The sequence below is a fragment of the Pseudomonas fildesensis genome (assembly GCF_001050345.1).
Lineage (GTDB): Bacteria > Pseudomonadota > Gammaproteobacteria > Pseudomonadales > Pseudomonadaceae > Aquipseudomonas > Aquipseudomonas fildesensis.
In genome coordinates this window covers 32,251-46,914 of the sequence record NZ_LFMW01000022.1, presented here as the reverse complement: position 1 = coordinate 46,914, position 14,664 = coordinate 32,251, and the positions used below count along the sequence as shown (strand labels likewise).

The following is a 14,664-nucleotide window of genomic DNA, read 5'->3' as shown; positions in this document are numbered from 1 at the left end:
GGTGATGGGTGATGGTGTACATATCCGTTATTTGGGTAAGGGCTGATATGGGTTTCGCTCTTACAGCGACTCACTTTTGGAAGAGCCGGAATGCCGGCCCAGCCAAAAGTAAGCAAAAGGCTCTTGCCCCAACACTCGGTACCTCGCCTAGGCTCGGTATGCCCGAACGCAGGCTTGAATCCGTGGGCCGCCGTCATGGGCCATCCCCGGCCCAGGACGGCTAACCCGGCGTCCTGCCGGGTTACCCACGGATTCAAGCCTGCGTTCGGCCAGCGTGTTTAACGGGGCGCCTGAGATCAAAATCAAGAGCAAAAGCCAGAGCAAAAACAGGACGAGGTTTATCTGATCCATGGAGATCCAAATGTGGGAGGGGGCTTGCTCCCGATGGCAGTGGATCAGTCAACACATGTATCAACTGACACTGCCTCATCGGGAGCAAGCCCCATCCCACATTTCTAACCGAGTTCGGCACACACAAAACCGGTCGGCTCTAAGGCCGCCGTGCTTTGGCTTTGGCTTTGGCTTTTGATCTTCGGCGCCCCGTAAAACCACGCTGGCCGAACGCAGGCTTTGGAGCGTGGGCAACCCGGCAGGACGCCGGGTTAGCCGCCCTGGGCCAGGGATGGCCCATGGCGGCGGCCCACGCTCCAAAGCCGGAGTGAGGGCATGCCGAGCCTAGGCGAGGCACCAAGTGGTGGGGCGAAGACCTTTTGGTTACTTTTGGGTCTTTCCAAAAGTGACCCGCTGTAAGAGCGGAACCATAAGCAGCCGTTACCGCAGAAACGGATATGTACTCAAAAACCCTAAACCCTAAACCCTAAACCGCGCCACCGTCCCATGCAGCGCCCCCGCCATCCCCGCCAAATCATGCCCCGCCGTCTCCGTATGCATCGCCCCCTGCAACACCTGCTGCGACAAATTCCGAATCCCTACCAAATTCCGATCCACCTCCCGCGCCACCAACGCCTGTTCCTCGGTCGCACTGGCAATCATCAAATTGCGCTCATTGATCTGCGAAATCGACCGCGTGATCTCCTCCAGCGCCTCCCCCGACCGCTGCGCCACGCCCAAGGTCGCCTGCACCCGCTCACTGCTGCTGTGCATGGCCGCCACCGCGTGCTCAGTGTCCTGACGGATATTGCCAATCATCTGCTCGATCTCCTGGGTCGAGGACTGGGTGCGATGAGCCAGCGCACGCACTTCGTCCGCCACCACCGCAAACCCGCGGCCCGCATCGCCGGCACGGGCTGCTTCGATAGCCGCGTTCAACGCCAGCAAGTTGGTCTGGTCGGCAATGCTGCGGATCACTTCCAACACACTGCTGATGTCTTGCACCCGGCCGGCCAGTTGCTGGATACGCTCCGACGTTTCCACCACACCGGTGGCCAGGGCGTTGATCGACGCGACGGTTTCCTGCACCTGGGCACGCCCGTGCCGGGCCGACTGCTCCGAGAGGCGCGAGGCTTCGCTAGTGCTTACGGCGTTGCGCGCCACCTCGTCCACCGCAGCGGTCATTTCGTTCACTGCCGTGGCGGCCTGTTCGATTTCCTGGCCCTGCAGTTGCAGGCTGCTGCTGGTCTGGCTGCTGACCGCGCTTAACTCTTCCGACGAGCTGGCCACGCCATCCACCGACGCAGCGATATGTCGGACCATCTGGTTGAGGTTTTGCTGCATCTGGTGCAGGTTGCGCATTACGCTGCCGTCGGCACTGTTGCCCAGCGGTACCTCGATGGTCAGGTCGCCCTGGGCGATATGGCTGAGCACTCGCGCCACTTCATCCGGCTCGCCGCCCAATGGCCGGGTGACGCTGCGCGTGACGATCACCGCCGCCGCCACTACCAGGACCATGCACAGCAGGAACAGCCCGATCATCGTGCGGCGCGCGTCGTCGTAAAGCATTTGTGCAGCCTGTTGGCGCTCGGTAAACAGCCGCCCTTGCATGGCCATCAACGCATCCAGGCTCTTGAACACCTCAAGCTCGGCCGGCACCACTTGTTGCTTGAGCTGGGCCAGGCCCTGCTCGCGGGCGCCCTGCTTGATCAATGCCTGCACCTGGGTAAAGGCGGCGACATAGGCTTCACGATGGGTTTTCAAGGTGGCATACGCGGCCTTGCCCTCGGCGGTGTCGAACAGCGGCTCCAGGGTCGCAAACGCCTGAGTGATGCGCTGACGCGTGGTGCCGATGGCTTCCTGGGCCTGTTGGTTGTCCTGCTCGACCAGCAGGTCCCGGGTGTTGCGCCCGTTATCGCGTACGCCGGTGGCGATTACCATGATCGGCGCGATTTTCGGCCAGTCCTGTTGCACGATCTGCTCGGATTGTTGCTTAAGGGTTGCCAGGTTGTGCAAGGCGTAAAACACCAAGCCGACCAGGGCCAACGGCGCAATCGCGAAACCGATGACAATGCGTTGTGCCGTGGTTAACTGCTTCATTCTGATATTCCCTGATGAAAGCCTGCCCAACATGGGCAGCATCTATAAAAATTCCGTGGAGGGCGGACATCACCCTCGCAATACAAACGCGGGGAACAACTCCCGCAGGCGGTTCCATAACTCGGGCAGCAAAGCCTGTGCCGAAACGTCGGGGAGTTGTGGGTCGAGCATGGAGGCCGTGCGCACCATCTGCACGGCGAAGCGCTTGACTCCAGTTGCTTGCAAACGCTGGGCCAGCAGCAGCAGTCGGGCGGGGTCGATCAAATGCCAATGCACCGTGGTGCGGCATTCGTAATCCACACCACTGGCGAGCAAGGTCTCCAGGCTGCGCCAGTTGGCGGCGCCGCTGCCCCTGACCTGGGTGATCAAGTGGTAATCCTCGGCCAGGGCCTTCACGTCGAACCCCACCCAATCGGCATGGCGCAGCGCGTTGGCAAAGCCTGCGGGTTTGATCCCGGCGCTGTGCAGGCCGACGCGAAACCCCATCGCCCGTACTTCATCCATCGCCGCCGGCAAACCTTCCTGCAAGGTCGGCTCACCGCCGCTGAACACCACGGCGTCCAACAGGTCCTGGCGCCGCTGCAAAAACAGCAGGACCCGGCGCCAATCAATCTCCGCGCTACCACGCGGCGGGATCAGGTCCGGGTTGTGGCAGTAACGACAGCGCCAGGCGCAGCCCTGGCAGAACAGCACGCAGGCGAGCATGCCGGGGTAGTCGAGGGTGGTCAGGGGCACGAGGCCCCCGACCCGAAGTGCTCGACTCATTGACGCCCGGCCACGGCGGCCGATTCAGTAAAGTGCACACGCTCCTTGTGCTCGGACTGTTTGCCGGGGTTGAACGCCGACACCGGCCGGTGGTAACCCATCACCCGGGTCCAGACTTCGCAGCGCTGACGTTGTGGCTGGGATGCTTGCATGGTGAATCTCCTTGCGGGTTGGAAAATCGAATCAACGATGGGCAGCGAGTGCGAGGATTTCATCGCACTTGGGACAAAACTCATGCTCGCCGGCGAGGTAGCCGTGCACCGGGCAGATCGAGAATGTCGGGGTGATCGTCAGGTACGGCAGGCGGAAACGCCCCAAGGCTTTGCGCACCAGTTGCTTGCAGGCCTGGGCCGAGGAAATCTGCTCGGCCATGTACAGGTGCAGCACGGTGCCGCCGGTGTATTTGCATTGCAGTTCGTCTTGCAGTTCCAGGGCTTCGAAGGGGTCTTCGGTAAAGCCCACCGGCAACTGCGACGAGTTGGTGTAGTACGGTGCGTCCACGCTGCCGGCTTGCAGGATGTCGGGGTAGCGCTTGCGGTCTTCCTTGGCGAAGCGGTAAGTGGTGCCCTCCGCCGGCGTGGCTTCGAGGTTGTAGAGGTGGCCGGTTTCCTCCTGGAAACGCAGCAACGTGGCGCGCACATGGTCGAGCAGCCGCAGGGCGAACGCGCGGCCCTCTTCGGTGTGCGTGCCCTGCTCGTCCGCAGTGAAATTGCGCAGCATCTCGTGCATGCCGTTGAGGCCGATGGTGGAGAAGTGATTGCGCAAAGTGCCCAGGTAGCGCTTGGTGTACGGGTACAACCCGGCGTCCATATGGTGCTGGATCACCTTGCGCTTGACCTCCAGGCTTTCCATGGCCATTTCCATCAAGCTGTCCAGGCGCTGAAGCAAACCGCTGGTGTCGCCCTTGAACAGATAGCCCAGGCGCGCGCAGTTGATCGTCACCACCCCCAGGGAGCCGGTCTGCTCCGCCGAACCGAACAGGCCACCACCACGTTTGAGCAATTCGCGCACGTCCAGTTGCAGGCGGCAGCACATCGAACGCACCTGGTTGGGTTGCATATCGGAATTGAGGAAGTTCTGGAAATACGGCAAGCCGTAGCGTGCGGTCATCTCGAACAGCCGGTCGGCGTTCTCGCTGTCCCAGGGGAAATCGTGGGTGATGTTGTAGGTGGGAATCGGGAAGGTGAACACCCGGCCCTTGGCATCCCCGGCCTGCATCACTTCGATGTAGGCGCGGTTGATCAGCTCCATTTCGGTTTGCAGGTCGCCGTAGGCAAACGGCATTTCTTCACCGCCGATCACCGGGACCTGCTCGCGCAAGTCTTCCGGGCATACCCAGTCGAACGTCAGGTTGGTAAACGGCGTCTGGGTGCCCCAGCGCGACGGCACATTGAGGTTGTAGATGAACTCCTGCACCGCCTGGCGCACTTCGGGGTAACTCAGTTGGTCCTTGCGCACATAGGGCGCGAGGTAGGTATCGAACGAACTGAACGCCTGGGCGCCGGCCCATTCGTTTTGCAGGGTGCCAAGGAAGTTGACCATCTGCCCCAGCGCACTGCTCAAGTGCTTGGGCGGCCCCGCCTCAACGCGGCCGGGCACGCCATTGAGGCCTTCGTGCAGCAACGAGCGCAGCGACCAGCCGGCGCAATAGCCGGCGAGCATGTCCAGGTCGTGGATATGCAAATCCGCCTCACGGTGTGCGCGGCCGATCTGCTGGCTGTAGACCTCGTCGAGCCAGTAGTTGGCGGTGACCTTGCCTGACACGTTGAGCACCAGCCCGCCCAGGGAGTAGCCCTGGTTGGCGTTGGCCTGCACGCGCCAGTCTTCGCGGTCGAGGTATTCGTTCATGGAGGTGGCGACTTCCACCAGGGTCTTGCGGTCGCGACGCAGGCGGCCGTGTTGTTCGCGGTAGACGATGTAGGCGCGCATGGACAGGAAGTAGCCGGCGTCCATCAGCACGCGCTCGACGCTGTCCTGGATTTGCTCGACGTCCAACTGTTCGATGCCCCTAAGTCGGGCCAGGACGGCGCCCAGTAACAGGTCGACTTCGGCCTCTTGGTACTCGCCGGTTGCGGTGCCGGCGGCGATCAACGCTTGGTGGATTTTTTCGGCGTTGAAGGAGACTAGGCTGCCGTCGCGTTTGTGTAGGCGGGTACTGACCAGCGGGGTGAGCGTGTTTTGCATTTTCCGGGCTCCAGACACTACATATAGATGTTTTTAGATTTTCAAACACAAGATGCAGTGAGGTTACGGAGAATGGGGTGGGTTTCCCTTGATCGGGGTCAAGGTTTTTTGATTGGGGGGCATATCCGTTATTTAGGTAACGGCGACTTATGGTTCCGCTCTTACAGCGGGTCACTTTTGAAAAGCGCAAAAGTAACCAAAACGCTCTTGCCCCAACACTCGGCACCTCGCCTAGGCTCGGTGTGCCTGAGATCAAGATCAAAGGCCAGAGCAAAGCCAGAGCAAAAGCAGGCTGATACCTCCCTGATGTATGGAGATCAAACTGTGGGAGGGGGCTTGCCCCCGATAGCGCCGGGTCAGTTAACAAATAAGTGACTGACACTCCCTCATCGGGGGCAAGCCCCCTCCCACATTTTTTACCGAGTGCACCAGGCACAAAATCGGTCGGTTCTAAGGCCGTCGCGCTTTGGCTTTTGATCTCAAATCGCCCCGTCAACCATGTGTACGGTCCGTACAGGCCTTTCCAAAAGTGACCCGCTGTAAGAGCGGAACCCTAAGCCGCCGTTACCGAAGAAACGGATATGTACTCAGTACCACACCACACCACACCTCCCCTCACCCCCCACTCATATTCATAAACCGCACCACCTGCACCTCCCCCGCCCCACTGAAATCATGCCGCAACGGCTTCCCCCTCAACCCCCTCTGCAACGCCTCGACCAACGGCACATCCTCCAACGGATACCGCCGCAACAAAGCGCGAAAATCCACCGCGTCCTCCTGCCCCAAACACAACAACAACTGCCCCTCCACCGTCATCCGTACCCGATTACAACTCCCGCAAAAATTATGCGAATTAGGCGAAATAAACCCAATCCGCGTCCCCGGATGCCGCGCCAACCGCACATACCGCGCCGGGCCACCGCTGTTCTCGGTGCTGTCGATCAACCCATGCTCCCGGGCAATCACCGCGCGCACTTCATCACTGGCACAGAACGTCTCCCCTCGCGAACGCCCCACATCCCCGAGCGGCATTTCCTCGATAAAACTGATGTCGATGCCCTGGTCAATCGCGTACTGCACCAGCGCCGGCACTTCATCGAAATTGCGCCCTTTCATCACCACGCAATTGAGCTTGACCCGCTCGAACCCCGCATCCCGCGCCGCCTCGATGCCGTCCAGCACCTGACGCAAATCGCCGTTGCGGGTGATCGCGCGAAACCGCTCTGCATCCAGGCTGTCGAGGCTGATGTTCATGCGCTTGACCCCAGCGTCCACCAACGGCTGCGCCAGGCGTGCCAGCTGCGAGCCGTTGCTGGTCATCACCAGTTCGCGCAGGCCCGGCAGTGCTGCGATGTTGCGGCACAAACCGACGATGCCCGGACGAATCAGCGGCTCGCCGCCCGTGAGGCGGATCTTGCGCACGCCCTGGCCGACAAACAACGCAGCCAGGCGCTCCAGCTCCTCCAGGGTCAGCACCTGCTGGCGCGGCAGGAACGTCATGTTTTTCGCCATGCAGTACACACAGCGAAAATCACAGCGGTCGGTCACCGACAGGCGCAGGTAATCGATGGAGCGGCCCACACCATCCACCAGGCTCATGTCACTGCACCAACGGCGAGTCGGCGCCCTGCAGCGCGATACCGCGAATGTCCGCCGCGCCAATCAAGGTTTGCAGGTATTGCACCAACGCCTTCTGCCACACGCCCTGCTGCAACTGGGTGCGGATCGCGACCGCCACCGCTTCATACGGCAACGGTTGGCCTTCGATACGCTGGTCGACACTGATCACATGCCAGCCGTAACGGCTCTCCAGCGGTTTGCCGGCCAGGCCAGGGGCCAGGGTGAACAACTGGCGCTCCAGCTCGGGCACGGTCTGGCCCTTGCTCACTTGGCCCAACGAACCGCCCTGGGCCTTGGACGGGCACGCGGAATACTTCACCGCCAGCTCGGCAAAACGGCCGGGGTTTTCTTCCAGGCTCAGCAGCAGGACTTCCGCCTGGCCGTGCGCCTGATGGCGCGCCTCGGCATCGTCCGGCGCGCATTCGAGCAGAATGTGCCGCACCGCCAGCAGCGGCGCACTGTGGAAACGCCCACGGTTGTTTTCGAAGTAGCGCACACAGGTCGGCTCGTCACACTCCGGCACCTTGACCTCGCGCTCCAACAGCAGCCGTGTGGCGGCTTCCTCTTCGTTCTCCCCGGCGGCAATCTCCACCGCCAGGCCCAGCTCGGCAATCCGCTGCTGCAACAGCTCACGGATCACCAGCGCACGGGCGGCCAGGTACACCGCCTCCTCGCGGCTTTCGGCCGGGTGATATTGCAACTCCAGGGCCATCGACTCCGGCGTGACCGACACGCCATTGACGCTGATGATCGGCCATTCCTGTTCACTGCTGGCGATCAACTCGGGCTCCAGCGGCACCTCGACTTCGACTTCGATCACCGGCGCCTTGGCCGACGACCCGCAACCACCGCTACCGCCATTACCGCCGCCACATCCGCATCCAGTTGTCATGACGTTCTCCTCAATACTTCTGCCGCACGATTTGATAACGACGCCCCAGGTACCAGATCGGTGCGCTGATCATGTGCACCAAGCGAGTAAACGGGAACAACACGAACAGGGTCAGACCCAGCGCCACATGGGCCTTGTAGATCAGCGAAACCGGCTCGATCGACGCCGCCGCTTCCACCGGCCGCAACAGCACCACGTTCTGCGCCCAGTCAGCGAGCATCACCATCACCGAGCCGTCCATATGGCCGGTGGAGGCAACGATGGTCAGCAAGCCGAGCAGCAACTGCGCCAGCAGCACCAGCAGAATCAGGATGTCCGACGGGCTCGACGTGGCCCGCACGCGCGGGTCACCCAGGCGGCGCTTGACCAGCATCAGCAAGCCCACCAGGCACAGCAGGCCGAAAAACCCGCCGGAAACCATCGCCAGCAACTGTTTGTTTTCAGTGCTGATCACATGGTGGTAGATCGACGCCGGGGTGAGCAGGCCGACAAAATGCCCGGCGAGCACGAACAGCACGCCGATGTGGAAGAAGTTGCTCGCCACGCGCATGCCACGGTTGTTGAGCATCTGGCTGGAGCCGGCCTTCCAGGTGTATTGCGACAGGTCGAACCGCGCCCAACTGCCCAACAGGCAGATCGCCAGGGCGACATAGGGGTACACCCCGAATACCAGCAAATTCCACTTAGACATTACCCACCTCCCCGGCCGGCGCTGCGGCCCGGCCATCTTGCTGAAAATCCACCCAGTGCAACGGCACCGCGCTTTCTTCGCGGGCCTTGCCTGGTGAGCTGGGCATCGAGCTGCAACGGTCTTGCTGCTCGGCCTGCATAAAGTCCACGGCCTCCTCTTCCCAGATTTTGTCCAGGGCTTCGAGGGAGTCGTCACGCGGCTCGGCAGCGACCTGGGCACGCAGCTCGGCGACCGCCTGGTGCGGCTCGGCACCGGCAATCTGCAACAGCGCGCGGAAGCAACTGGCATAGCCGCTCTCACGCTCGTCCAGACGCGCAGCGAGCAAGGCCAACAGGTGCGCCACATCCGCCAGGCCCTCGCGGGCCTCGATGTCTTCGCGTGTGGAGAGGAACTCCAGGTACAACGGGATGTAGTCCGGCAGCTCCTTCACGCCGATGGCAAACCCGGCTTCTTCGTACTGGGCCATCATGTCGACCATGGCCTGGCCACGGTCTCGGGACTCGCCGTGCACGTGTTCGAACAGCAACAGCGACAACGAACGGCCCCGGCCGAACAGCGCGCCGTAGTGTTCCTGGCCGTCCATCAAGTCATTGGCGCAAATCAGCTCCAGCAACTCGAACAACGCACCGCGCTGCTTGGGGCTGATTTCCCGCGATTCGAGAATCGCCTGTTCCAGTTCGTCGCGGCCGTTCACCAGGGTCTCGGTGGGGTAGTCCAGCAGCAACGAAATCACTTTAAGAATGCGCATGGCTCAATCCTCCCAAATCTGTACGGTTTTCAGCACGTCGCGGCGGTTGGCCTTCTTGGCGCCAAACATGTTGGTGTCGGAACTGCCGCTGCAACCGCTGCCGAAGCTGAAACCACAGCCGGAACGCTCGGCAAACGCATCGCTCATCGCGTCTTCACGGTGGGCGCTCGGTACTACGAAACGGTCTTCGTAGTTGGCAATCGCCAGGTAGCGGTACATCTCTTCCACCTGTTCCACGCTCAGGCCGACGTCTTCGAGCACTTGCAGGTCCTGCACGCCATCCACTTGCTGGGAGCGTTTGTAGGCGCGCATCGCCAACAGGCGTTTGAGCGCACGCTTGACCGGTTTTTCATCGCCGGCGGTAAGCAGGTTGGCCAGGTAACGCAGCGGAATGCGCAGGCTGTCGACATCCGGGATGACCCCGTTCATGCCCACGGTGCCGGCCGCAGCAGCGTTCTGGATCGGTGACAGTGGCGGCACGTACCAGACCATCGGCAAGGTGCGGTATTCCGGGTGCAACGGCAGCGCGAGTTTCCAGTCGACGGCCATTTTGTACACCGGCGAACGCTGGGCCGAGTCGATCACCGACTGCGGCACGCCATCGGCCAGGGCTTGGCGAATCACGGCCGGGTCATTCGGGTCGAGGAAGATTTCCAGCTGCTTCTCGTACAGGTCTTGCTCGTTGGCGGTGCTGGCCACTTCGCTGATGCGGTCGGCGTCGTACAGCAGCACGCCGAGGTAGCGAATCCGGCCGACACAGGTTTCGGCACACACGGTGGGCATACCGGCTTCGATGCGCGGGTAGCAGAAAATGCACTTCTCGGACTTGCCGCTTTTCCAGTTGAAGTAGATTTTCTTGTACGGGCAGCCGCTGATGCACATGCGCCAGCCGCGGCATTTTTCCTGGTCGATCAGCACGATGCCGTCTTCTTCACGCTTGTAGATCGCACCGCTGGGGCACGACGCCGCGCACGCCGGGTTAAGGCAGTGCTCGCACAGGCGCGGCAGGTACATCATGAAGGTGTTTTCGTACTCGCCATAAATGTCGGCCTGGATCTGGTCGAAGTTCTTGTCCTTGCGGCGCTTGGCGAACTCGGTGCCGAGGATCTCCTCCCAGTTCGGGCCCCATTCGATTTTCTGCATACGTTTGCCAGAGATCAGCGAACGCGGGCGTGCGGTGGGCTGATGCTCGCCGAGCGGCGCGGTGTGCAGGTGCTGGTAGTCGAAGTCGAACGGCTCGTAGTAGTCGTCCAGGCTCGGCAGGTCGGGGTTGGCGAAGATGTTCGCCAGCACGCGGAACTTGCCGCCGATGCGCGGGTTGATCGAGCCGTTGGCGTTGCGTACCCAACCGCCCTTCCACTTGTCCTGGTTTTCCCATTCTTTCGGGTAGCCGATGCCCGGCTTGGACTCGACGTTGTTGAACCATGCGTATTCCATGCCTTCACGGCTGGTCCAGACATTTTTGCAGGTGATGGAACAGGTGTGGCAGCCGATGCATTTGTCCAGGTTGAGGACCATGCCGATCTGTGAGCGAATCTTCATCTCAGTTCTCCTCGATATCAGTCGGCAATGGGCGCGGCAAGTCATCACCGGTGGAGCCATCGAGCCAGTCGACCTTGGCCATTTTGCGCACCACGACAAACTCGTCGCGGTTGCAACCGACCGTGCCGTAGTAGTTGAAACCGTAGGCCTGCTGGGCATAGCCGCCGATCATGTGCGTCGGCTTGAGCACCACACGGGTCACCGAGTTGTGGTGGCCGCCACGGGTCTTGGTGGTTTCTGAACCTGGCACGTTCACGATGCGTTCCTGGGCGTGGTACATCATCACCATGCCTTCCTTGACGCGCTGGCTGACCACCGCACGGGCGGTCAGTGCGCCGTTGACGTTGAAGCACTCGATCCAGTCGTTGTCCTCGATCCCGGCGCGCTTGGCGTCGATTTCCGAGAGCCACACAATCGGGCCGCCACGGCTCAAGGTGAGCATCAGCAGGTTGTCGCTGTAGGTGCTGTGGATGCCCCATTTCTGGTGCGGGGTGATCCAGTTCAGCACGATCTCGGTCTCGCCATTGCTGCGCTTGCCCTTCACGCCTTCGATGGTCTTGGTGTTGACCGGTGGCCGGTAGCTCATCAGCTGCTCGCCGAACGCCTGCATCCACGGGTGATCCTGGTAGAACTGCTGGCGGCCGGTGATGGTGCGCCATGGGATGTTTTCATGGACGTTGGTGTAGCCGGCGTTGTAGCTCACGTGCTCGTCTTCCAGGCCTGACCAGGTCGGGCTGGAGATGATCTTGCGCGGCTGCGCCTGGATATCGCGGAAGCGAATCGCTTCGTGGGCCTTGGAAATCGCCAGGTGGCTGTGGTCGATGCCGGTGAATTCCGACAGCGCGGCCCAGGCTTTCAACGCGACCTTGCCGTTGGTTTCCGGCGCCAGGGACAGGATCACCTCGGCGGCGTCGATGGCGGTGTCGATCTTAGGCCGGCCGTGGCTGATGCCCGCATCACTTTCGTGATGGTTGAGCTCGCCGAGGAATTCGACTTCTTCATCGGTGTTCCAATTGATGCCCTTGCCGCCGTTGCCGAGTTTTTCCAGCATCGGGCCCAGCGACGAGAACTGCTTGTAGATGTTCGGGTAGTCGCGCTCCACCACGGCCATGTTCGGCGCGTTCTTGCCAGGTACAGGCGCCACGCCGGCGCTTTTCCAATCGGTGCCGCCGAACGGCTGGGCCAGTTCGCCGACGCTGTCGTGCATCAGGGGGACGGTGACCAGGTCTTGCTCGACGCCCAGGTGGCCGACCGACATGGCCGAGAAGGCCTTGGCGATGCCCTTGTAGATTTCCCAGTCGGAGCGCGACTCCCACGCCGGGTCGATGGCTGCCGACAACGGGTGAATGAACGGGTGCATGTCCGAGGTGTTCATGTCGTCTTTTTCGTACCAGGTAGCGGTCGGCAACACGATGTCGGAATAGACGCAGGTGGAGGACATGCGGAAGTCCAGGGTGGTCACCAGGTCGAGCTTGCCGATGGCGCCGTCCTCGACCCATTCGGCCTCGGTCGGTTTGCATTCGGTGCTGTGGCCGATGTCTTCGTTCATCACGCCGTTCTTGGTGCCCAACAGGTACTTGAGCATGTACTCATGGCCCTTGCCCGAGGAACCGAGCAGGTTGGAGCGCCAGATAAACATGTTGCGCGGGAAGTTCACCGGGCTGTCCGGCTGTTCGCAGGCAAAACGCAGGCTGCCGTCCTGCCAGGATTTGACCACGTAGTCCTTTGGCGTCATGCCGGCTGCAGCGGCGTCACGGCAGATGTGCAGCGGGTTGGTGTTGAGTTGCGGCGCGCTGGGCAACCAGCCGGCACGTTCGGCGCGGATGTTGTAGTCCAGCGCGTGTTCCGGGAATTGCGACTTGTCGGCGAGTGGCGAGAGCACGTCGTGCATGCTCATCTTCTCGTGGCGCCATTGCGAACTGTGGCCGTAGAAGAAGCTGGTGCCGTTCATCTGGCGTGGCGGGCGGTTCCAGTCGAGGCCGAAGGCCAGGGGTAGCCAGCCGCATTGCGGGCGCAGTTTTTCCTGGCCCACATAGTGGGCCCAACCGCCGCCGGTCTGGCCGACGCAACCGCAGAGCATGAGCATGTTGATCAGCCCGCGGTAGTTCATGTCCATGTGGTACCAGTGGTTCATCGCCGCGCCGACGATGATCATCGAGCGACCCTTGGTCTTGTCGGCGTTGTCGGCGAACTCACGGGCGATCTGGATGGCTTTCTCGCGGCTGACGCCGGTAATCGCTTCCTGCCACGCCGGGGTGCCCGGCACGGTGGCGTCGTCGTAGTCCTTGGCCACGTTATTGCCGCCCAGGCCACGGTCGATGGCCAGGTTGGCGGCCGACAAGTCGAACACAGTGGCAACCTTGGCCACGCTGCCGTCGGCCAGGGTCACGTTGTGCACCGGCACGCGGCGGTACTGCACCGCCTCGCCGGCCACGTGCTGGAAGTGCTCCTGGACTTCGCCGGCAAAATACGGGAACGCCACTTCGGCGACGTCGTCACCGATCAGGCTGAGTTTCAGGTCGATCGCGCGGCCTTCACCGCCCTCTTTGGCGAGGATGTTCCACTTGCCCTTCTCGCCCCAGCGGTAGCCGATGGAACCTTGCGGGGAAACCAGCTCGCCGCTCTCGTCGAGGGCGATGGTTTTCCATTCCGGGTTGTTGTCCTGGCCGAGGTTGCCGACGAGGTCCGATGCGCGCAGGAAGCGGTCGGGCTGGTAGCCTGCACCCGGCGCGAAACCGGTCATGGGCTTGAGCATCACCAGCACCGGCAAGTCGGTAAAGCGCTTGGCGTAGTCGGTGAAGTAGGCGCTCGGTTTGTCCAGGTGAAATTCTTTGAAAATCACATGGTTGAAGGCCTGGGCCAGTGCGGCATCAGTGCCCTGCTTGGGGTTGAGCCACAGGTCGGTGAGCTTGGCCACTTCCGAATAGTCGGGGGTAATGGCCACGGTCTTGGTGCCCTTGTAGCGCACCTCGGTGAAGAAGTGTGCGTCCGGGGTACGGGTCTGCGGGACGTTGGAACCCCAGGCGATGATGTAGTTGGAGTTGTACCAGTCGGCCGATTCCGGCACGTCGGTCTGCTCGCCCCACACCATCGGCGAGGCCGGTGGCAGGTCGCAGTACCAGTCGTAGAAGCTCAGGCACACGCCGCCGATCAGCGACAGGTAACGCGAGCCGGCCGCGTAGCTGACCATCGACATGGCCGGGATCGGCGAGAAGCCGACGATGCGGTCCGGACCGTATTGCTTGATGGTGTAGACGTTGGAAGCGGCGATGATCTCGTTCACCTCCTCCCAGTTCGAGCGAATAAAGCCGCCCATGCCGCGTTTGCTCTTGTAGGAGTCGGCCTTGGCTTTGTCCTCGACGATGCTCGCCCAGGCTTCCACCGGCGCCATGGTCTGGCGCGCGTCACGCCACAGCTTGAGCAGCGGCTTGCGGATTTTCGGGTACTTGAGCCGGTTGGCGCTGTAGATGTACCAGCTGTAGCTGGCACCGCGCGGGCAGCCACGGGGTTCATGGTTGGGCAGGTCGTTACGGGTGCGCGGGTAGTCGGTCTGCTGGGTTTCCCAGGTGATCAGGCCGTTCTTCACGTAGATCTTCCACGAACAGGAGCCGGTGCAGTTCACGCCGTGGGTCGACCGTACAATCTTGTCGTACTGCCAGCGGGAACGGTACACGTTCTCCCAGTCACGGGACTCCTTGCGGGTCTCGCCGTGGCCCTCGGAGAATTCGTTTTGTTTGCGGTTGAAGAACCGCAGTTGATCCAGCAAGTGACTCATGATGTTTTCCTCAT

General features: G+C 61.8%; 10 protein-coding genes. All 10 read right to left on the bottom strand.

The features are described from left to right. Window positions 1-810: 810 nt before the first annotated feature. The 10 genes from ACR52_RS25545 to ACR52_RS25500 all read right to left on the bottom strand — a co-directional run bounded on the left by ACR52_RS25545 (window position 811) and on the right by ACR52_RS25500 (window position 14,650). Window positions 811-2,430, bottom strand: coding sequence for a methyl-accepting chemotaxis protein (locus ACR52_RS25545; protein WP_048730693.1), 1,620 nt, complete (start codon window positions 2,428-2,430; stop codon window positions 811-813). A gap of 69 nt (window positions 2,431-2,499) precedes the next feature. Next, on the bottom strand, window positions 2,500-3,195 hold the full coding sequence (locus tag ACR52_RS25540) for an anaerobic ribonucleoside-triphosphate reductase activating protein (RefSeq protein ID WP_048730692.1): 696 nt from the start codon (window positions 3,193-3,195) through the stop codon (window positions 2,500-2,502). Further along, complete coding sequence (nrdD, locus tag ACR52_RS31540) at window positions 3,192-3,347, bottom strand: anaerobic ribonucleoside-triphosphate reductase (protein ID WP_048730691.1); 156 nt, start codon at window positions 3,345-3,347, stop codon at window positions 3,192-3,194. Before nrdD ends, ACR52_RS25540 begins: the two co-directional genes overlap by 4 nt. Window positions 3,348-3,378: 31 nt before the next feature. Continuing rightward, complete coding sequence (locus ACR52_RS25530; RefSeq protein ID WP_048730690.1) at window positions 3,379-5,379, bottom strand: ribonucleoside triphosphate reductase; 2,001 nt, start codon at window positions 5,377-5,379, stop codon at window positions 3,379-3,381. Window positions 5,380-5,994: 615 nt separating this feature from the next. Beyond that, window positions 5,995-6,981: a GTP 3',8-cyclase MoaA gene (gene moaA, locus ACR52_RS25525; RefSeq protein ID WP_048730689.1), complete on the bottom strand. Its 987-nt coding sequence runs from the start codon at window positions 6,979-6,981 to the stop codon at window positions 5,995-5,997. A gap of 1 nt (window position 6,982) precedes the next feature. Next, on the bottom strand, window positions 6,983-7,894 hold the full coding sequence (locus tag ACR52_RS25520) for a peptidylprolyl isomerase (protein ID WP_048730688.1): 912 nt from the start codon (window positions 7,892-7,894) through the stop codon (window positions 6,983-6,985). 10 nt (window positions 7,895-7,904) lie between these two features. Further along, on the bottom strand, window positions 7,905-8,585 hold the full coding sequence (narI, locus tag ACR52_RS25515) for a respiratory nitrate reductase subunit gamma (RefSeq protein WP_048730687.1): 681 nt from the start codon (window positions 8,583-8,585) through the stop codon (window positions 7,905-7,907). Further along, a complete protein-coding gene (narJ, locus tag ACR52_RS25510) occupies window positions 8,578-9,333 on the bottom strand; it encodes a nitrate reductase molybdenum cofactor assembly chaperone (protein ID WP_048730686.1) in 756 nt (251 codons plus the stop codon). Before narJ ends, narI begins: the two co-directional genes overlap by 8 nt. A gap of 3 nt (window positions 9,334-9,336) precedes the next feature. Beyond that, window positions 9,337-10,875, bottom strand: coding sequence for a nitrate reductase subunit beta (narH, locus tag ACR52_RS25505; RefSeq protein WP_048730685.1), 1,539 nt, complete (start codon window positions 10,873-10,875; stop codon window positions 9,337-9,339). Window position 10,876: 1 nt separating this feature from the next. Further along, complete coding sequence (locus tag ACR52_RS25500) at window positions 10,877-14,650, bottom strand: nitrate reductase subunit alpha (protein ID WP_048730684.1); 3,774 nt, start codon at window positions 14,648-14,650, stop codon at window positions 10,877-10,879. Window positions 14,651-14,664: the final 14 nt, after the last annotated feature.

Excerpts from the sequence above, each read along its gene's own strand:
- ACR52_RS25545 (WP_048730693.1), bottom strand. The coding sequence starts at position 2,430 with ATGAAGCAGTTAACCACGGCACAACGCATTGTCATCGGTTTCGCGATT.
- ACR52_RS25540 (WP_048730692.1), bottom strand. The coding sequence starts at position 3,195 with ATGAGTCGAGCACTTCGGGTCGGGGGCCTCGTGCCCCTGACCACCCTC.
- nrdD (WP_048730691.1), bottom strand. The coding sequence starts at position 3,347 with ATGCAAGCATCCCAGCCACAACGTCAGCGCTGCGAAGTCTGGACCCGG.
- ACR52_RS25530 (WP_048730690.1), bottom strand. The coding sequence starts at position 5,379 with ATGCAAAACACGCTCACCCCGCTGGTCAGTACCCGCCTACACAAACGC.
- moaA (WP_048730689.1), bottom strand. The coding sequence starts at position 6,981 with ATGAGCCTGGTGGATGGTGTGGGCCGCTCCATCGATTACCTGCGCCTG.
- ACR52_RS25520 (WP_048730688.1), bottom strand. The coding sequence starts at position 7,894 with ATGACAACTGGATGCGGATGTGGCGGCGGTAATGGCGGTAGCGGTGGT.
- narI (WP_048730687.1), bottom strand. The coding sequence starts at position 8,585 with ATGTCTAAGTGGAATTTGCTGGTATTCGGGGTGTACCCCTATGTCGCC.
- narJ (WP_048730686.1), bottom strand. The coding sequence starts at position 9,333 with ATGCGCATTCTTAAAGTGATTTCGTTGCTGCTGGACTACCCCACCGAG.
- narH (WP_048730685.1), bottom strand. The coding sequence starts at position 10,875 with ATGAAGATTCGCTCACAGATCGGCATGGTCCTCAACCTGGACAAATGC.
- ACR52_RS25500 (WP_048730684.1), bottom strand. The coding sequence starts at position 14,650 with ATGAGTCACTTGCTGGATCAACTGCGGTTCTTCAACCGCAAACAAAAC.